Source organism: Streptococcus oralis subsp. oralis (assembly GCF_002096445.1).
Lineage (GTDB): Bacteria > Bacillota > Bacilli > Lactobacillales > Streptococcaceae > Streptococcus > Streptococcus oralis_N.
The window spans coordinates 404,930-425,072 of record NZ_NCUK01000013.1 but is presented as its reverse complement, the minus strand read 5'-3'; the positions used below and the strand labels follow the sequence as shown (position 1 = coordinate 425,072).

Sequence of the window (20,143 nt, the reverse complement as noted above, 5' to 3'; positions counted from 1 at the left end):
AATGAAATGAGGTAGATGTATGCTCTGTCAAAACTGTAAAATAAACGACTCAACAATTCATCTGTATACCAATATCAATGGACAGCAAAAGCAAATTGATCTCTGTCAAAATTGCTATAAAATTATCAAAACAGATCCAAATAATACCCTCTTTAAAGGAATGACTGACTTAAATAATCATGACTTTGATCCTTTCGGCGACTTTTTCAATGATTTGAACAATTTCAAACCTTCTTCTAATAACGTCCCTCCAACTCAATCTGGTGGGAGATATGGAGGAAACGGTGGTTATGGACCTCAAAACCGCGGCCCGCTTCAAACACCTCCTAGCCAAGAAAAAGGACTCCTAGAGGAATATGGTATCAATATTACTGAGATTGCTCGTCGGGGAGATATTGACCCTGTTATCGGTCGAGATGAGGAGATTATCCGCGTTATCGAAATCCTCAACCGTCGAACCAAAAACAATCCTGTCCTCATCGGTGAACCAGGTGTTGGTAAAACAGCAGTTGTTGAAGGTCTGGCTCAAAAAATCGTTGATGGTGATGTTCCCCATAAACTCCAAGGCAAGCAAGTCATCCGTTTGGATGTGGTCAGTCTAGTTCAAGGAACAGGGATTCGAGGCCAATTTGAAGAACGTATGCAAAAGCTCATGGAAGAGATACGCAATCGTGAGGATATCATTCTCTTTATCGATGAAATCCATGAAATTGTTGGCGCAGGATCAGCAGGTGATGGCAATATGGATGCAGGCAATATCCTCAAACCAGCCCTTGCCCGTGGTGAATTGCAACTGGTCGGAGCCACTACTCTCAATGAATACCGCATCATTGAAAAAGATGCTGCCCTAGAGCGCCGCATGCAGCCTGTCAAGGTAGATGAACCAACTGTCGAAGAAACCATTATCATCCTTAAAGGAGTTCAAAAGAAATACGAAGACTACCATCACGTCAAGTATACTGATGCTGCTATCGAAGCTGCTGCAAATCTTTCCAATCGCTACATCCAAGACCGCTTCTTGCCAGACAAGGCTATTGACCTGTTGGATGAAGCTGGTTCAAAGATGAATCTGACGCTGAACTTTGTTGATCCTAAAGTGATTGATCAGCGCTTGATTGAGGCTGAAAATCTCAAGGCTCAAGCTACACGAGAGGAAGATTTTGAAAAGGCTGCTTATTTCCGCGATCAGATTGCCAAGTACAAGGAAATGCAGAAAAAAAAGGTGACTGATCAGGATACTCCAATTATCAGCGAGAAAACCATTGAGCATATCATTGAGCAGAAAACCAATATTCCTGTTGGAGAACTCAAAGAAAAAGAACAGTCTCAGCTTATCCATCTAGCAGACGACCTCAAGGCCCATGTCATTGGTCAAGATGAAGCTGTCGATAAGATTGCCAAAGCCATCCGTCGTAATCGTGTTGGACTTGGAACTCCTAATCGGCCAATCGGAAGTTTCCTCTTTGTCGGACCAACTGGTGTCGGTAAAACAGAACTTTCCAAACAACTAGCCATTGAGCTCTTTGGTTCTGCTGACAGCATGATTCGCTTTGATATGAGTGAATACATGGAAAAACACAGTGTGGCTAAATTAGTCGGAGCCCCTCCAGGTTATGTTGGCTACGATGAAGCGGGTCAGTTAACGGAAAAAGTTCGTCGCAATCCTTACTCACTCATCCTTCTCGATGAAGTTGAAAAAGCCCATCCAGATGTGATGCACATGTTTCTTCAAGTCTTGGACGATGGTCGTTTGACAGATGGGCAAGGACGAACAGTTAGCTTTAAGGATGCTATCATTATCATGACCTCAAATGCTGGTACGGGTAAGGCCGAAGCCAGTGTTGGTTTTGGAGCTGCTCGTGAAGGACGTACTAATTCTGTTCTCGGTGAACTCGGTAACTTCTTTAGTCCTGAGTTTATGAACCGTTTTGACGGCATCATCGAATTTAAACCTCTCAGCAAGGACAATCTTCTCCAAATCGTCGAACTCATGTTAGCGGATGTCAACAAACGCCTCTCTAGCAACAATATCCACCTCGATGTGACAGACAAGGTCAAGGAAAAGTTGGTTGACTTAGGTTATGATCCAAAAATGGGGGCGCGCCCACTCCGCCGTACCATTCAAGACCATATCGAGGATGCTATCACCGACTACTACCTTGAAAACCCAAGTGAAAAAGACCTCAAGGCAGTTATGACAAACAATGGCAAAATTCAAATCAAATCTGCCAAAAAAACTGAGAAAACAGAAGAGATTGCTTCTGAAATAGAAGAATAAACCTCATAAAAAGAACAGGAAACAAGATTTCCTGTTCTTTTTTTAATTCTCTTCTTGAACTTGATAGCGAAGAATTGTTTTTAATTTGCTTGGCTCCGTTCGATGAAGATTAGTGAGATAAATTTCTCGGTGGACTTCCGAAGTTCTTTTGAGTTTATGAAGTTGACAAAAATGCTCCATCTCTGCAAAAGTCTCATTTTCAGTATCAAAAGGTCCTACATGAAGCATAGCAAGACTTTGGCCTTCTTCTATCATTTCAAAACGAATAGCTTCATAAAGAAGATTTGGCTTCTTGATTTTGACCTCTTCCAAAGCTTTTTCAAATAGTTCTCTCGTAATAAAATCGGGTTGCCCAATCATAATGCTATAAGAAAGCTCACTTTTTACCAGTTCTCCCTCCTTCTCCTTTTTCCATACACCTTCTAAAGGAAAGACAGTAAAATCAATGTAAACCTCATCCAGAGGAGCTTTTTTATACTTCATCTTTATCGCATAGGCCAAGGCATATAAGGCCCCTACGCGTTCTGAAAAATCTTCTTGATTTGGATCACCTTTACCATCAATCACGATATAGGATTGACCTGGTACCTGCAGGATGCTGGGCCTAGCTTTCACTTGATAAAGATTTTTTGCTTCTTTTCTCCATTCGTACTTCATTTGGTTCTTCTCCTTTCTATCTCTAGTATAGCACCAAATCCCTGACATCTTTTGTCAAGGTTTGTAAAGATTTTGGATTTTTTCTACTCTAGAAAGCAATTCCTTCTTCAGATGATTGGGGGCGAGTATTTCTACCCCATCTAGATAAGACAGGAGGTAAGTATACAGACTTTCATGCTCTGGTAGGACTGTCTTGACATAATAACACCCATCTTTCCCCAAGCTAATCTCATCTTCTGAAAAATCTTCATAAACCCGGAAAGCAAGCTTGGGACTAAACTTCAAGGAAACTTCGATTTGATGTACCACTTGATCTGAACCATCAACCCAATCCTCCACATTTTTCTGCTTCACAGTTTCAGTTGTTAGGTGATAATTCCTAATTCTAGACAATTTGAAAAAACGCCACTCTTCTTTCAAACAACAGTAGGCATGAAGGTACCAATCTCTCTTTTTAAATACGAGTCTAAAGGGCTCGACTGTACGAATCGTTTTCTGACCACACCCACCTAGATAAGTAATCACCAGTTGCCTTTTCTCTAGAATAGCATGTTTAATATTATCAAATAATTCTTTTTGACCTTCTCGCTTCCTCCAGTCAGTCAAGTCTACTTCTATCCAAGGGCTGGTAGAAACTTGAAAAATAGATTCCAACTTTTCAAGTAACATATCTTGCCTGTCATTTGTCAGGGCTTGAATTCCTTGCAAAGCTGATAGAAGTTCTAATTTTTCATCCTCCGACACGAGAGTACGATCCAGAACAAAGTCCTTCATTAAAAAGATTCCGCCCGTCTTTCCAGGTACTGAATATAGAGGGATTCCCGCCATACTCAACCGCTCAATATCGCGATAAATCGTTCGTACAGATACTTCAAATAATCGAGCTAATTCAGGAGCCGTTGTACTGCCTTTTTCTAAAAGTAGATATAGGATACGAAATAGTCTTGATTCTGCCATATAATCACCTCTCTTTTATTATACCAGTTATAGTGCTAGGGTTGGAAAGTTTAACTAGACAAGGATTGATCAAGACAAAGTAGCTTTTTCTGCATCAGTTCGTTGGTTTATTCTTGACAGCTTGCCCCTCGTCCATTATGATAATAATAAAGATACTAGAGAATGAGGAAAATGCAATGGCAAACCCAACTTATGGTGATAAAAAAGAGAATGTGACCTACCAGCCCCGCTATGGTGTGTACGCAATTATTCCGGATGCGGAGAAAAAACAAATTGTCCTAGTTCAAGCCCCCAATGGTGCTTGGTTCTTGCCAGGTGGAGAGATTGAAGCAGGCGAAGATCATCAAGAAGCACTGAAGAGAGAACTAATCGAAGAACTTGGCTTTACAGCTGAGATTGGAACCTATTATGGTCAAGCTGATGAGTATTTCTACTCTCGCCACCGTGATACCTACTACTACAATCCAGCTTATCTCTATGAAGCTATTTCTTTCCAAGAAGTACAAAAACCATTGGAAGATTTTAATCATATTGCTTGGTTTCCTATTGATGAAGCAATTGAAAAACTCAAACGTGGTAGCCATAAATGGGGAATTGAAGCTTGGAAAATCCAGCATGGAATTGGCTAAAATACACGATTTTATCCAAAAAGTGCTATAATAGAGTTAGAAAATCGGAGGAACTGTTATGAAGCTTATCAATACGACAAACTCACACTCGCAACTTGTTAAAAGCCAATTAGAAAGCACAGACGCAACTCTTGTCGAGGTCTATTCTGCTGGAAACACAGATGTAGTTTTCACACAAGCCCCGCTTCACTATGAAATCCTCATTTCCAACAAACACCGTGCTATTCGTGAACCTGAAATCGAAACCATCCAAGACTTCTTCTTGAAACGTAAAATCGACAAAGGAAGCATTGATGAAGCCAATATCAAGACGCTTTATTCAGATAAATTGATTGAGATTTCAATCCCTGTAAAATAAGAAAACCAGCCAAAAGCTGGTTTTCTTTTGCAAAAAAGATTGGTAGTGCACAGCTACCAATCTTTTAGTTTTATTTCACAGCTTCTTTTAATGCATCTACCTTATCCAAACGTTCCCATGGAAGGTCAATATCTGTACGTCCCATGTGTCCATAAGCCGCTGTTTGACGGTAAATTGGGCGTTTGAGATCCAGCATTTGAATAATTCCTGCAGGGCGAAGGTCAAAGATTTGACGCGCTGCTTTTTCAAGCTTGCTTTCAGCTACTGTTCCTGTACCAAAAGTATCGATACGAACAGAAACAGGCTGCGCCACCCCGATGGCATAGGCCAATTGTACTTCTGCCTTCTTAGCAAGACCTGCTGCAACGATGTTCTTGGCAATGTAGCGAGCTGCATAAGAGGCTGAACGGTCCACCTTCGTCGCATCCTTACCAGAGAAGGCACCTCCACCATGACGAGAGTAGCCACCATAGGTATCCACGATGATCTTACGACCAGTCAAGCCTGAGTCCCCTTGAGGTCCACCGATTACAAAGCGACCAGTTGGATTGATGAAGAATTTTGTCTGCTCATCCAAGTAAGATGCTGGAATTACTTCTTTGATAACCTTGTTAATCACATCATTGTGAATTTGTTCATTGCTAACTTCTGGGTCGTGCTGAGTTGAAATAACGACTGTATCCACCCGTACTGGACGGTCATTTTCATCATACTCAACCGTAACTTGTGATTTAGCATCTGGACGGAGATAGCTGATTTCACCAGACTTACGAAGTTCTGCCAAACGACGAACCAACTTGTGGCTAAGTGAGATTGGTAAAGGCATGAGTTCTTCTGTCTCATCCACCGCAAATCCAAACATAAGACCTTGGTCACCAGCACCAATCAAGTCCAGTGGATCTTGATCTGCATTTCCACGAACTTCCAAGGCTTCGTTAACACCTTGGGCGATATCTGGTGACTGCTCAACAAGTGACGGATGAACTCCCACCGTCTCCGCAGAAAAACCATACTCTGTATTGGTATAACCAATCTCTGCAATGGTATCACGAACCACTCGGTTAATATCTACATAAGCATGTGTAGAAATTTCACCAAAAACATGGACCGAACCTGTGTATACAGCTGTCTCGGCAGCAACGTGCGCATCTGGATCCTTTGCTAAAATAGCATCCAAAATCGCATCTGAAATTTGGTCTGCAATCTTATCCGGATGCCCCTCAGATACAGATTCAGACGTGAATAATTTACGTTCTGACATAAAAATGTCCCCCCTTAAAAAATATTGTTATAGAGTTACAAAGTACTGATAGGAAAACTACTAGTAATGAATACCTACCATCTTATCGGGACTATATAACCTTATCATTATACCACTTTTTACTTTTTTTTGCAGTATTTTCTCTAAATCAAAAAAAGAACCTTACGGCTCTTTTCTCGGCATAATAATTTGGCTTGTACTCCATAATACAGAAGATCATACCTATGTTTATCTGCATACTTCGTTTACAAACTACCTATTTTTTCGTCTGCTTTTTCCTCACAATGTTTTAACAAACAATCTTCCAGTTAGGCTTACTGTTCCTTAGACTTTCTATTGCTTACAGTTAAGCCAAGTCCAGCCATTAGGAGGCCAAGTCCCACAATACCATAGTTCGCTGTATCATTACTTCCTGTATCAGGGAGTTTCGCCACTTCTTTTTTATAAGCTGTAGCTACTGGAACTGTGGTAGTTGGAGTCGCACTTCCTGTCTGAGCAACAGGTAGTGTTGTACGACGTTCTAGGTAAAATTGGTAATTATCTTTCGTTACCTTGTAATTGTGTCCTTCAGTCACAGTTTCAACAATCCATGTAGTTGCATCCTTAGTTAAAGAATCAGCCAAGTTACGATTAATATTCATTAATCGACCTTCAGATACAAAATCTTTATAGCTAATATCGGTCCCTGTCGAAGTTGCAACAATTCTTTCGATTTTTGCGGCTTTCAAAGACGCAAGAGTATTCGCCATCGTTGGAATTGAAGGATCCTCCTTCATTGGAGCATCTGTCAACAATACGACAAACTTTTTATTTTTAGGTGACTTAGACCAGTCGTAGGTTGAAACAATTTGTGTAAGAGTAGGTGTAGATGTTTCAGGGAAGTCTCCACCATGTGCAAGCTTAATGCCTGCTAAGGCTTTTTCAAGCTCAGCTGGGTCAGAGGTAAAATAAGATTCATTAAATTTTGTTAAAATTGTACCCTCATCTGCTAATCCACCTATACGTCCATATACTTCATCACTAAAGGTAGCTAATCCAAAACGTGCTGCTACTCCATCTTTAGCAAGATTTCTTGCAAACTCATTGATATTGTTACGGACAGTGTCAATAGTTCGAGACATAGATGCTGAACGGTCAACAACAAAAACGATATCGGCAGAGTTAGATTTTGAAATCGTTCTTGTCGCTTTCTTGATTTCGACTGTAGTTGTTTTATCAACACGTTCATATTGGGTATAAGAATTTCCATCTTCATCTTTCCCACTCACTGTACTCTCAGTTGTTTCAGTCTTTGGAGCAGGAAGTTCTTCACTTTTTACAGGTGCCACTTCTGTCTTTGTGACTTCAACTGTTGCAGTTTCTTCATGAATCTTTTGATCACCTTCTTGGCGTTCTTTCACGTCAATAGGTGAAACCTTCTTAGAAACATCAACAAGTTCTCCAGGTTTTGCATCTGATTTGTTAACGACTGGTTTCGCCTCATCAGCTTTAATTTCTGCCACAGCAGCTTCGACTGCCGATTTACTTGCTTCGGTTTTCTTTACTGTTTCAGTTGAAGCAGATGCCGGTTTTGTTGTTTCATCTGCAGACACCTGTCCGACCTGAGCAAAAGCAAACAAAATTGCTACAGAAGCCAACCCAACTTTCATTTTACGGAATGAAAAACGTTGTTGTTTCATAAATGATTTATCCATAGAAGTCCCCTTTTCTTTTTACGGATCAAATGCTATAATCCGATTGTTTTATAGTATGATAACACAAATTTGTATAGTTTTCAATTTTTTTCCTTACAATTTCAATAAAATGTTGGTCTAAAAACAAGTTTTAAAGCTAATACTGTTTTATAAATCAAATTTTTTTAAGTATATAATTATTAGTTCTATCGAATACTTCAGGAAATAAAAACTCAGTAGAATCAGGTGATTCTACTGAGTTTTTAAAATGTTTGGCGTTTGGCTTTACGCTCAGCACGGCCACGAGCACGATTTTCAGCACGCTTGGTTTTGCGGCGTTTTTCATCCACCGCCCATTGAATCTTCTTCTTATAGCCTGGTTTAACTTTTTTCTTTTTCTTTTTAACCAAGCCAATCATTTCAATATCAAGCTTATCTTGCTTCTTTTCACGATTGGCACGACGATCACGGTCATAGGTATCTTGAAACTCTCCATCTTTGACCATCTTAGGAGTAAACTTAATTCCTAATTTCTCCAACTCACGGATATCCGAGTCATCGCTTGGCTGGTAAAGGGTAATAGCTGTACCAGGCAGTCCGTTGCGCCCAGTCCGTCCAACACGGTGAACAAAGAAGGACAAGTCTTGCGGAATGGCATCATTAATAACATGGCTGACACCTTCAATGTCAATTCCACGCGCTGCCAAGTCCGTTGCGACAATGTACTCAAAATCCAGATTTTTCACCTGATTCATGATCCGCTTGCGTTCACGAGGAGCAATATCCCCATGAATCTTAGCCACCTTCAATCCTTGAGCAGTCAAGTATGCATGTAACTCATCAGCACGCATTTTTGTGTTAACAAAGATCATTGCCAAATAAGGCTGCATCAACTGAGTCAGCTGGTAAATTTGAGCATTTTTGTCGCGGCCCTTGGTCGAAATCAACCAGTTATCAATCGTATCTGAGATGACTGTTTTTGTCTTGATTTTTTCCATGACAGGATTTGACAAGTATTTTTTCAAGAACGGTTGCAATTTTTGTGGAATAGTTGCTGAAAAGACCATGAATTGCAAGTCTTTTGGAAGGCTCCCTGCAATCTTATCAACGGTTTCCAAGAATCCCATATCCAAGGTCATATCGGCTTCATCGACGACAAAGGTCTTGGCCTTGTGAATAGCCAAATCACCAGATTTGAGCAAGTCATAGATGCGACCTGGCGTTCCGATAACGATATGTGGTTGGTTGCTAGCCAGTTTTTCAATCTGACGCGCCTTATCCGTACCACCCACATAATTAACCACACGAACTTCGACATCTGAGTGAGCTGCAATCTGACGAGCTGCTTGGTAGATTTGAGTGGCCAACTCACGACTTGGTGCAGTAATGACTGCTTGCACACTATCGCTAGTTTCATCTAATTGCTGGAAAATGGGTAATAAGAAAGTATGAGTCTTTCCTGAACCTGTTTTTGACTCACCCACCAAGTCACGACCTGCCAAGACAATAGGAATCAACTTTTCCTGAACTTCGGTAGGAGTCGTAAACTTCAACTCCTCCAAAGCCTTTTCTATATAATTTTTAAACTGAAATTTCGTAAATGACATATTATCCTCGATTCTATCCTTTCAATTATACCATATTTTGTCCTATTGCAGTAGTCCCATTTGAGTCTCAGTCCTGTAGTAAAGATTCAAGTAGCTTAAAAGGTTGGAACCTCTGATTCCAACCTCTTTCATTATTTCCAGGTCAATACAGCATTCAAACCATAATGATCACTGACTTGTGGACTATTTTGGCCATCAAAAACTACTTGTAAACTCTCTACTTCTAACTCTTTGGTCGTAAAGACGTAATCGATTCGTAGTGGCTCAGTATTGCCTTTCCAGCCATCAATTTCTGGTGGAACGGTATAGCTACCACTTCTTTCTTTCGCAACTTCAAATGCGTCTTGTAATCCTAATGGGCTAGCTAAAATCGCTTGATAGCCTTCCTGACCAGCTGGATTATTAAAATCACCAGCTAAAATCAGAGGTTTGTTCAACTCTTTTAGTACAGCCTCAAATCTTGCCCATTCTTCTTGAAAACCTTTATCCCACCAAGAGAGATGGACGCTTGCAAGAGCAAGTTCCTTGCCTTCAACCTCTGTCTCAGCCAAGGCAACGCGACGAGTATGGTAGTCCGTTGGATCATCTACATCTGATACTAAAATCTCACGCGACTTAATAGGTGTTTTGGATAAGATAGCTACACCTTCATGATAGCGGTCATAGCCGATATGATTGTAGGCCCAAGTCCAGTAGTAGTTTTTCCCTTTCTCAGCCAATTTTTCGACTAGGAGTCGGACATAGTGATCCTGATGAATGGGTTCTGCTGATGGTAAAGCTTGATAGTGATTGTTAACCTCTACCTCAGGCGAAGTCATTTCTTGATTGATTTCTTGGAAACAAATCAAATCATAATCCTTATCAAGAATGTCTTGGAGTAAGATTTGGAATTTTTCCTCTGCTTCCTTCTCCATCCAACTGTGGGTATTGAGTGTTAGAAATTTCATGATTTTCTCCTAAAACAAGAGGTTGGAAAACAGCTTCCAACCCCAAGTATATTACAATTCTACTTTAGCAACTGCTGTTTTAGCTGCAAGAGAACCTGTTTGTTCTAATTTAACTGATTTGAGGACATCACCATTTGTGAAGACAACCACTGTAGATGTTTTGCGTCCTGCTTCTCGAATAGCATCTAAGTCAGCTGTGACAAGAAGATCACCAGCAACCACTTTTTGTCCTTCAGAGACATGAACAGTAAATGGTTTTCCTTCAAGACTTACTGTATCCAAACCAATATGAACAAGCACTTCAAGACCTGAGTCAGTGACAAGACCAAGAGCGTGTTTTGTTGGGAAGATACTTGATACAGTACCAGTAACTGGAGATACAATGTTGCCATTTGCTGGCTCTACAGCAAATCCATCACCCATCATTTTTTGAGCAAAAACTGGATCTTCCACTTGTTCCAAAGCAACAACTTGACCGTCAGCTACTGAGTAAACTTCCTCAGTTACACCTTTGAAATGGACAGTATTTTGTTGAGTTTCTGTCATTTGACTTGGAAGAGTTTCAGGAATTACTTCACCTGAGTCAAGGATATCTTGGATATCAGATTTCAATACGTCAGCTTTTGGTCCGTAGATAGCTTGGACACCTTGTCCTTTCATGACAAGACCCATAGCTCCTTCTGCTTTCCATTGTTCCTCAGTACCAACGCGATCTGCGTCTTTAACAGTTACACGAAGACGAGTCATACATGCATCCACATCTACAATATTTGCACGACCACCAAGAAGGTTAATGATATTTACGGCTTGAGAAGCTGCTGCAACTTTTGGAGTTCCAGGAGTTGCTTCTTCTGATGCTCCTTCAGCTGTTTCGTAGTTTCCGTTGCGTCCTGGAGTTGCGTAGTTGAATTTCTTGATCATGAAGTTGGCAATGAAGTACATGATAACCGCAAAGAGAACAGTTACCCAGATAAAGTTAACGATATCCATACCAATACCAGCATTAATTGCCAATGGTGTACGAGTCAAGAATTCAATTGAACCGAATGAGTGGACACGAAGGTGAACAATATCTGCCATAGCAAAGGCAGCACCTTGAACTACTGAATAAACAAGGTAAAGCGGTGTTGCGATGAACATGAACATATACTCGATAGGTTCAGTAACCCCTGTCAAGAATGTTGCAAGGGCTGTCGCAATCATCATACCCTTGTATTGGTGTTTCTTGTCAGCATCAACATTGCGGTAGATAGCAACGATGACACCCATCAAGATACCAAATGAACCGATCATTTGTCCAACTTTGAAACGAGCTGGAGTGACTGTTGTAAGAAGGTGTTGGTATTGGTCAGCATTTGAACCTTTAAGGTTAACAAGGTCAGTTACCCATGCAAGCCAAAGTGGATCTTGACCAAATACTTGTGTTCCTTTTGCTGCACCAGTTAACACTTCGTATGTTCCACCAAGAGCTGTATAGTTCATTGGGATAGTCAACATGTGGTGAAGACCAAATGGCAAGAGCAAACGTTCCAAAGTACCATACAAGAATGGTGCAAGAACTGGAGCAGTTTCTTGTGAGTTGGCAATCCAAATACCGAAGTTGTTGATACCTGTTTGAACTACTGGCCAAAAGGCAGCAAGTACAATTGCAGCAATAGTTGAACGAAGAATAACGACGAATGGTACGAAACGTTTACCATTGAAGAATGAAAGGGCATCAGGAAGTTTACGGAAGTTGTAGTATTTGTTATAAGCTGTTGCCCCAACAAAACCAGAGATAATCCCTACGAAAACCCCCATGTTAAGCGCTGGTGCCTCAAGAACGCTGATAAAGTAGTCAGCAACCTTGATTGAACCACCAAAGAAGGTAGTAACCATTGCTTCAGGGTTTTTCAACATATCACCTGTAACACCGAAGATAGTACCTGTGATACGGTTAATCAAGATAAAGGCAAGTCCGGCTGCAAATGCACCACCTGCACGTTCTTTTGCCCAGCTTCCCCCAATAGCAAGGGCAAACAAGATATGAAGGTTACCGATAACCCCCCAACCAATTTGCTCAAGGATTCCACCTGTAATCACTAGAGGAGCAAGGTTTGGATCGATCATCACGATTGATTTACCGATTGAGATCATCAATCCCGCTGCTGGCATAACGGCGATAACCACCATTAAAGCCTTACCGAATTTTTGCCAAAATTCGAAAGACAAGACATTTTTGAATGTAGCTTTCATCATTCAAATCTCCTTTATTTTATTTAGGCAAACGTTTTACGAAAACGTTTGCATTTGGTTATGTATTAATTATACCACTTTTATTTTTTTTGTAAAGGCTTTTATAAAAAAATTGTCTATTTTTTTTAATTTTTAAAAAGGAAAAAGAGAAGTTTACGAAAACTTCTCTTTTAAATATGTATTATTTTTCTGATTTGTACTGCAATTTGCATTTAAATCCAACTAGATCTTCAAGAATCGACGCATCGAAATCCCTGAACCAATTGAACCAATGAAAATTCCGATTACAAATAATAGGACTGTCATCAGAGGAATAAACACATCTGGCGTAATCATTGATAAGTTTTGACCTACCAAGGATTTATTGACAGATTGATAAACCATATTGTAAACAAAGAATACAAGGACTGAAGGAATCGCTGCACCAAGCAAGCCAATAAAAGCACCTTCTAGCAGGAATGGACCACGGATATAGCCATTTTTCGCTCCTACAAGACGCATGATCTGAATCTCACGACTACGTGAAATAATAGTGATACGAATGGTATTGGAAATGAGGAAGACTGCGATAAAAATTAAGAGCCCTGCAATAACCAATCCCCAAACACGGATAAAGGAAGCTAGTTCGAAAAGTCGTTGAGTGTTGGCTCCACCATCTTGAACTTCTGAAACTCCCTCGATTTTCTTAGCTTCTTCAGCTACCGTTTTAACATCACTCGGAGAATTTGTGTCGACGATATAAGCATCATAGAGAGGGTTTGCATCCCCTTCAAAGACCTTCCAGTCATCCCCCATTGTTTCCGTTAGTTTTTCGTACTGTTCTTCTTTACTTGAGAAGGTAACACTCTTAACAGCAGGTATAGCTTTCAAAGCATCATAGACCTTGTGGTAGTCATTGTTGGTAACTGTCTGACCTTCTTTTACAATCGTCTCACTGTTATCAGCTACATCCTTACGAATGTAAACCATGACTCGAACGTTGTTTTCAATATCGGTAGCCAGTTTCGCTGTATTAAAAATTACAGATGCAAACAGGGCAACGAGTGTTAAGGTAATCATAACCGAACTTACTGCTGCTACTGTCATCCAGCCATTTCGTTTTAAACTTTTTAATGATTCAAATAAATGGCGAAAAAATCTACTAATCATCGTATCCATATTCTCCTTTAGCTTCGTCACGAACGACACGGCCATTTTCAATGGCAATGACACGGTGGCGCAAGGTATTTACAATCTGGCTATTGTGGGTCGCCATCAAGACAGTAGTACCTTGGAGATTGATGCGTTCCAACAGATTCATAATTTCCCATGAATTATCTGGGTCCAAGTTTCCTGTTGGCTCATCGGCAATCAATACTTTAGGATTGTTGACAATCGCACGCGCAATCGCAATCCGTTGCTGCTCTCCACCTGAGAGTTCATTAGGGAAAGAGCGAACCTTATGTTTCAAACCAACCAGGTCCAATACTTCCATAACACGTTTTTTGATATTGCGACGGCTCTCACCGATTACTTCCATTGCATAGGCAATATTCTCATAAACAGTCTTCTTAGGCAAGAGTTTGTAATCCTGAAAGACTACCCCGACACTACGACGTAGCAGTGGGACATCTTTCTTCTTAATTTTAACTAAATTAAAGCCTGCAACTGTTAGGCTTCCTTTTTCGATCTTTACTTCTCGGTATAAAGCTCGAATAAAGGTTGACTTACCTGCCCCAGAAGGTCCTACGATATAGGCAAACTCTCCTGGTTCAATGGTAACAGATACACCACGCAGGGCAGTCGTTCCATTGTCATACTTTTTGACAACATCTCTCATTTCAATGATTGACATATGAGTTCCTTTCTATCTTAGCTGATTCGCCACTTAAGGTAGGCATCGATGAAACCATCAAGGTCTCCATCCATCACCTTATCTACCTGAGCAACTTCAAAGCTTGTACGGTGATCTTTTACCATAGTATAAGGCGTGAAAACATAAGAACGGATTTGGCTTCCCCATGTGATTTCTTTTTTCTCACCTTTAAGGGAATCAACTTCCGCAGCTTTCTTTTCTTGCTCCATTTGATAGAGCTTAGCCTGCAACATCTTCATGGCACGATCTCTATTTCCATATTGGGTACGATCGACCGTTGATTGGACGACAGTTCCCGTAGGAATGTGTGTCAAACGCACACCTGTTGAAACCTTATTGACGTTTTGTCCACCAGCGCCACCTGAACGAAAGGTATCCATTTTGATATCATCTTCACGAATCTCCACTTCGATGGTATCATCCAACTCAGGCATAACCTCTACGGATGTAAAGGAAGTATGGCGTCGTTTGGCAGAGTCAAATGGCGAAATACGTACCAAACGGTGAACACCCATTTCTGATTTAAGTAGGCCGTATGCATTGGGTCCTTCAAAAGACAAGGTCACAGACTTGATACCTGCTTCATCACCAGCTTGGTAATCCAAGACTTCTACTTTAAAGCCTTTGGCATTTCCATAACGAGTGTACATACGAAGCAACATATCGCCCCAGTCCTGAGCCTCAGTACCACCAGATCCTGGATGAATTTCCAAGATTGCATTATTATGGTCATAAGGTTCTGACAAGAGAAGGGTCATCTCGTAGCTGGTCATCATCTTATCCAGTTCTGTCAACTGTTCGACCAGTTCATCATGGACTGACTCGTCTTCTGCTAAAAAGTCCAATAAAATCTCAACTTCATCCTGCAACTCTTCCATTTTACGGAAGGTGTTGTAGGTGTTTTTTAATTCATTTAATTCTTGCGACGTTTTTTGGGCCGCGATATTATCGTTCCAAAAATCAGGTTCTGTCATCTTATTTTCCAAGATGGCAATCTCTTCCTCTAAGCCTTCGAGGTCAAAGAGACCCCCTAAAAGAAGCTAATTTTTCACGATTTGCGTCAATTTTTTGACGAATTTCTGAAATGTCCATAGATACTCCTTTTCATATCGTTTTATTATACCATAATCTCTCATTTCTTTCCATATTTTGCTTTTCACCGCTTTTGATGGCAGAAGAAAAGAGGCTCTAAAGCCTCTTGTTTAAAGGACTTTAGCAGAGGTATGAGTGATCTCCTCCACTTGAATTCCTTCTTTTTCAAACTTATCCTTTAATGCAGTCAAATCGATTTTTCCATCAATTTGAACTTCGATGACGACCTTGCCATCCTTACGTGGAATGTTAACAGTATGGGAAATATTTAAATCCTCTTCTACAATTAGAGCTACAATTTTCCCCAGTACTCCGACTTCATTTTCTGTAATGAAACGAACCCGAATCCCCTCTTCTCCGTATCCAGCGATTTCCAAGAAAGCCTGAAAAACATCGCGGTCTGTAATGACACCGTAGACCTGATGATTGTCTACGACTGGTAATATCCCAATTTTATTTTTCAGCATCAGGTAGGTCGCATCTTCTAGACTAGCATAGCCAGAAACAGTCACGACATCTCGAATCATTACATCTTTTACTTTGGTTTTATTCAGAAGATAATTCATCTCATAGATAGAGAGACTGGTTGCTTTAGATGGGCTGGCTTCCGCAATGGTTCCTTCTGTTACCAATCCGACTAATTGATCGTTTTCGATAACAGGTAAACGGTGCAAACCTTGCTCGCGCATCAAATCTGCTGCATGTGCTACAGTCGTATCTGGACTGATATAAACTACCTTACGGGTCATGAAATCTTTAACTGCCATGAGACTTCTCCTTCTATATTGCTACTTTTATTATACACTTTCTTAGAAAATCTATCAAACGCTTTCATCTCTTTTTCAAGATTTTGAATAATCTGAGAAATTTGCATAAAATGCCAGTATAAATTAAGAGGGAACCGTAGTCCCCTCTCTTCTTAAATCGTAACAGTGTCTCGATCTTTTATCATATAACGTTTCAGTGGGCTAAGACTGGCTAGCCAATATAGTAGACCACCAAATATCGCAGTAAATCCGCTACCCGTTGTGATTAAAAAGATTGGACTTTGAATTTGTGCAGTTACAGGGTTGTAGACAAATAGTACCGCTACCAATAAGGAGATAAACACACAAGACAAGCCAACCAAGTTAAATCCTTTAGTAAACTCGTAGGCATCATGCCCTTCAAGGAAATAGGCTGAACGCAAGTCGAGTTTTCGTTTTCTTAAGATAAAATAATCGACAACTATCATACCAATAATTGGCCCCTGAATATAGGCGGCTAGGGAGATGAAGGATCCGAAATACTCTTCTACTCCTCCCCAGATAGTGAGTAGACTCACGTAAACCATGGCAATCCAAACCATTAGTTTATAGCTTACTTTGGGCATCCCACTTTTGACAATCATACAGTTCACGTATGATCCTGTCCCCTGGGTTCCAATATTAGCAAAGGCTACTAGTAGTAGACTTAAGAGAGCAAAGGCTGGGGTGCTTAGAGTTGATAGCATGGTTGTTGGATCACTTTCATACACGCCTGTTTTGACAAACATGGCTAGAGCCATGACTCCACCTGTCGCAACGAAGAATGGAGCCACAACTCCGTATGATAAGGCTGTAGCCCAATAACCACTGCGTTCTGATTTTGCTAAACGTGGTAAAACCAATGCTTGTGTAGACCAAGAAAAGGCAAAGGCAACATTTCCTTCTCCGGAGAGCATGAAGCGTTCTAATGGCGTCAAATCTCCTTGAGTGGCTGGTTGGATATTCATAATATCCGTTATAGGAACGGCGACAAAGCAGATTCCAACGATAATGAGACCGACAATCAATAAGGCGATAACCAAGAAGCGATTGGTCCATTTAATCACTTCTGGGCCACCAAGAGCAATGAGAGTTCCAAGCAGTACACAGAGGGTACCAAGAATAGGCGCCCATATTCCCTTGTCCAAACCAAGACCAAAGTTATTTGCCAAATGGATCATGGAACTGGCAAAAAGATTGGCCGCAACAGCATACCATCCAAAGTTAGCCAAGCTAATAATGGTTGATAACAGGGCTACACCTCTTTTTCCTAGAACGGCTCTCAACCAAATCCACAAATCAATTCCATACTTAACCGCAAACAAAATAGGGAGACATTCAATAAAAACCCAGATAATGTTAAAGCTAAAAATATTTATCAACATTTGATTAAAGGTCAAATATTGAGCTACATAAGCCCCTTGGGTATAACACCAAGTAGCAATGGCAAAACCACTTGTCGATAGAAAGAGATCCCAGAAAGAATACTGACGATCCTTATTGGTCATGGGAACAATTCCGGTTATGGTTTCTTGTTGGATATAGTCATTCATTTTAGACATGTTATTGAATTCCTCCCGTCATTGCTAAGATAATCAAAATAAGGTTGATTAGGACTATGGAGATGATTAAAATGAAATCACTTTTTAGGAAGGGTTGAACAAACTCGTAGTTTGGCGACTCCATTTCTTCCAATCTTCTCTTTGTTTCAGTTGCTACTAATTCTTCAATTTCAGATGTCGTTTTCATCTTAGTTTTCCTCCAAATACAAATCAAGAGCTAGTTGTCCATATTGTTTGGTATAGCGATACCAGATGTAGAGAAATTCACCAACTGGTTTTCCGACACTCTCCTGGAACAAAGCCCACAAGAACCAATAATATGAGGTTACTGCTACATAAGCCAAATAGTGACGTTTGGTTTTCTTATCTGGTACTTCTTGCAAATACAATTCCAGTACTTTTTCAGCATCCTCTACGGTATAATTGGAACACGCGATAAAGGTGCCCAAATCTCCTGCTGGCTCTCCCATTCCAGAATATTCCCAATCAATCAAGCTCATTTCGCCTGCTTCATTCAACAAGAAATTAGGACTATAGGAATCTCCATGACAAAGGGCAACCTGTTTCGGATCATTCTGTAAATAATTTTTGAGAAGTGAGACGGTTTTATCCAGTTCCTCGAGACCATCAAACTCAAATCGATTTCTAGCCTTCAATTTTTCTCTAAAATCAATAATTCCCTCAAATTGGTCAAAGGAATGTTCCGTTTTTTCTCCAGATTGGTGTAATCGTCTCAAGAGGTCCATTGCTTGTGCCACATCATCCCAATTATCATAATCCAGTTGCTTAGCATTGGGAATAAACTCTGAAATCTTCCATCCCTCATCCTTGTTCATGGCTACGAAGGTACGGTCAATCTTTAATTTTGCAGCAATTTCCATTGAAGCTGCTTCACTAGCTCGGTCGATATAATTTTCCGTTCCCCTACCCGGATGACGGTAAACATATTTTTTCCCTAGACAGTCAAATGAAAATGATGTGTTGGTTAATCCATCTTTTAGTGGTTTGATATTGACAATATCTGAAGCCACACACTTTAATGTCTTACAGATATTATCAATAATGGCCGAATCTGCATTTACCAAATAACGGTCATCAAATTGACGGAGTTCATCTAGTGAATCAAATTCTTTAACAATATCCGCTGAATAGTGACGAGCTTCTAAAAGGAGTTCCTTGACATGGCGACTATAGTAATCCTCCCAAAGCTGTTCACGATAAGGTTCGTGCTTAAACTCGGTTTCTAAAACTTCCTTAAATTTCTCGCTAAATGCACGGTCAAAATAAACGTGCCCCACCATGGCCCAAGTATTTTCTCCACCAATCTGGATATCAATGATGGTGTGATTCGAATCCTCTATAGCACAATATTCGTCCGTTTGACCTTCTGCAAATATCGTCGAGTAGTAACCTCTATAAATATATTGCTCAAAAGGATTTTCCACAAAATAATTATCTGATGAACAAATATAAGTGTTGGAAAGTTGATCTTTAACCAACATAAGAGACGAACAGTTATTATATTTGTAGTAATCATTATTTACTACAATTTTTACACCAAACTTCTCTGCAAGATAAAACATTTTTTCTTGAAGATAGCCTACAAGAACGGTTATATCTTCTATTCCTGCTTCTTGCAGTTGTCTGATTTCCCTCTCAATCAAGCGTTCCCCCTTGACTTGAAGCAATCCTTTAGGAATTTCATAAGACAAAGGAGCAAAACGACTACTCATGCCAGCAGCCATTATAATGGCATTTTTTACTCGATAGGGTTCTAAAATTTTCTGACCTAGCTCTGTTAAGTGAAGCTCCTCATCAACCCACTTCTCTTCTTTCAGCTTTTTCAATAATGTGTTAACTGTCCCTAAAGATAGGTCTAACTCTTCAGCTAACTGTCTCTGAGTAAAGGTCTTTTCTTTATGTGTCAACATAAAACGCAAAAGTTTAAATTGTTTTTCTGTTAGCATTTCTCAGTCCTCTTGTTCAATTTTTTCTTACTCATATTATAATATGAACAAAAATGACTGTCAATTCAAATAGGGAAACAATCAGTAAAAATTAAGACCTTCCTCCCTTTCCTGAAAACATATACATAAAAGAGCTCCTTATTCTGGAGCCCTGAAATATTTTATATTTTTGATAAGTAGTCGTATTAGGTTTCGCTTGGTTGCAATTCTTATCCGCCGGCTAAAAAGGTCCCCCGGACTATAGAGGGATTGCGTGCGCAATCTCCATCCACAACCTAAA

17 protein-coding genes are annotated in these 20,143 nt (G+C 40.2%); 3 read left to right on the top strand and 14 right to left on the bottom strand.

Features of this window, described 5'->3' with window-relative positions; all coding sequences use genetic code 11:
- Window positions 1–19: 19 nt before the first annotated feature.
- Window positions 20–2,278 (top strand): ATP-dependent Clp protease ATP-binding subunit, encoded by a 2,259-nt coding sequence (locus B7721_RS05390; protein ID WP_084877918.1) that lies wholly within the window; start codon window positions 20–22, stop codon window positions 2,276–2,278.
- Window positions 2,279–2,320: 42 nt separating this feature from the next.
- Here the strand turns inward: B7721_RS05390 and B7721_RS05385 are convergent, their stop codons facing one another.
- Both B7721_RS05385 and B7721_RS05380 read right to left on the bottom strand, forming a co-directional pair.
- Window positions 2,321–2,935: a GyrI-like domain-containing protein gene (locus B7721_RS05385; protein WP_084877916.1), complete on the bottom strand. Its 615-nt coding sequence runs from the start codon at window positions 2,933–2,935 to the stop codon at window positions 2,321–2,323.
- A 54-nt stretch (window positions 2,936–2,989) separates the two neighbouring features.
- Window positions 2,990–3,892 (bottom strand): helix-turn-helix transcriptional regulator, encoded by a 903-nt coding sequence (locus tag B7721_RS05380; RefSeq protein WP_000841079.1) that lies wholly within the window; start codon window positions 3,890–3,892, stop codon window positions 2,990–2,992.
- A 176-nt stretch (window positions 3,893–4,068) separates the two neighbouring features.
- On the opposite strand from B7721_RS05380, the gene B7721_RS05375 reads away from it, so the two are divergent.
- Window positions 4,069–4,521, top strand: a complete 453-nt coding sequence (locus B7721_RS05375; protein ID WP_000013174.1) for an NUDIX hydrolase — start codon at window positions 4,069–4,071, stop codon at window positions 4,519–4,521.
- A gap of 58 nt (window positions 4,522–4,579) precedes the next feature.
- A complete protein-coding gene (locus B7721_RS05370; protein WP_000767208.1) occupies window positions 4,580–4,879 on the top strand; it encodes a DUF1827 family protein in 300 nt (99 codons plus the stop codon).
- Window positions 4,880–4,949: 70 nt separating this feature from the next.
- Here the strand turns inward: B7721_RS05370 and metK are convergent, their stop codons facing one another.
- The 12 genes from metK to B7721_RS05305 form a co-directional block, all read right to left on the bottom strand.
- Entirely contained in the window at window positions 4,950–6,140 is a 1,191-nt protein-coding gene (gene metK / locus B7721_RS05365) for a methionine adenosyltransferase (protein ID WP_000003912.1), read from the bottom strand.
- 314 nt (window positions 6,141–6,454) lie between these two features.
- A complete protein-coding gene (locus B7721_RS05360; protein WP_084877915.1) occupies window positions 6,455–7,834 on the bottom strand; it encodes a VWA domain-containing protein in 1,380 nt (459 codons plus the stop codon).
- 242 nt (window positions 7,835–8,076) lie between these two features.
- On the bottom strand, window positions 8,077–9,420 hold the full coding sequence (locus tag B7721_RS05355; RefSeq protein ID WP_084877913.1) for a DEAD/DEAH box helicase: 1,344 nt from the start codon (window positions 9,418–9,420) through the stop codon (window positions 8,077–8,079).
- 131 nt (window positions 9,421–9,551) lie between these two features.
- Window positions 9,552–10,367 (bottom strand): endonuclease/exonuclease/phosphatase family protein, encoded by an 816-nt coding sequence (locus B7721_RS05350; protein ID WP_084877912.1) that lies wholly within the window; start codon window positions 10,365–10,367, stop codon window positions 9,552–9,554.
- A gap of 51 nt (window positions 10,368–10,418) precedes the next feature.
- The gene (locus B7721_RS05345; protein ID WP_084877910.1) at window positions 10,419–12,605 is read right to left on the bottom strand and encodes a PTS transporter subunit IIBC; all 2,187 of its coding nucleotides are present in this window, start codon (window positions 12,603–12,605) and stop codon (window positions 10,419–10,421) included.
- 219 nt (window positions 12,606–12,824) lie between these two features.
- Window positions 12,825–13,751, bottom strand: coding sequence for a permease-like cell division protein FtsX (gene ftsX, locus B7721_RS05340; RefSeq protein ID WP_000625565.1), 927 nt, complete (start codon window positions 13,749–13,751; stop codon window positions 12,825–12,827).
- Window positions 13,744–14,436 carry a cell division ATP-binding protein FtsE gene (gene ftsE, locus B7721_RS05335; protein ID WP_000022275.1) on the bottom strand — a complete coding sequence of 231 codons (693 nt, stop codon included), beginning with the start codon at window positions 14,434–14,436 and terminating at the stop codon, window positions 13,744–13,746. The genes ftsX and ftsE overlap by 8 nt, the downstream gene beginning before the upstream one ends.
- A gap of 17 nt (window positions 14,437–14,453) precedes the next feature.
- Window positions 14,454–15,549, bottom strand: a protein-coding gene (prfB, locus tag B7721_RS05330) for a peptide chain release factor 2 (protein ID WP_096753628.1) whose coding sequence is annotated in 2 segments (ribosomal slippage) — window positions 14,454–15,476 and window positions 15,478–15,549 — 1,095 coding nt in all. Because the reading frame shifts where the segments join, the coding sequence is not laid out codon by codon here.
- Window positions 15,550–15,659: 110 nt separating this feature from the next.
- The gene (locus tag B7721_RS05320) at window positions 15,660–16,316 is read right to left on the bottom strand and encodes a CBS domain-containing protein (RefSeq protein ID WP_000268643.1); all 657 of its coding nucleotides are present in this window, start codon (window positions 16,314–16,316) and stop codon (window positions 15,660–15,662) included.
- 152 nt (window positions 16,317–16,468) lie between these two features.
- The gene (locus tag B7721_RS05315) at window positions 16,469–17,896 is read right to left on the bottom strand and encodes a cytosine permease (protein ID WP_084877908.1); all 1,428 of its coding nucleotides are present in this window, start codon (window positions 17,894–17,896) and stop codon (window positions 16,469–16,471) included.
- 1 nt (window position 17,897) lies between these two features.
- Window positions 17,898–18,083: a hypothetical protein gene (locus B7721_RS05310; RefSeq protein WP_000859102.1), complete on the bottom strand. Its 186-nt coding sequence runs from the start codon at window positions 18,081–18,083 to the stop codon at window positions 17,898–17,900.
- Between the two features lies 1 nt (window position 18,084).
- On the bottom strand, window positions 18,085–19,863 hold the full coding sequence (locus tag B7721_RS05305; protein WP_084877907.1) for a phosphotransferase: 1,779 nt from the start codon (window positions 19,861–19,863) through the stop codon (window positions 18,085–18,087).
- Window positions 19,864–20,143 lie beyond the last annotated feature (280 nt).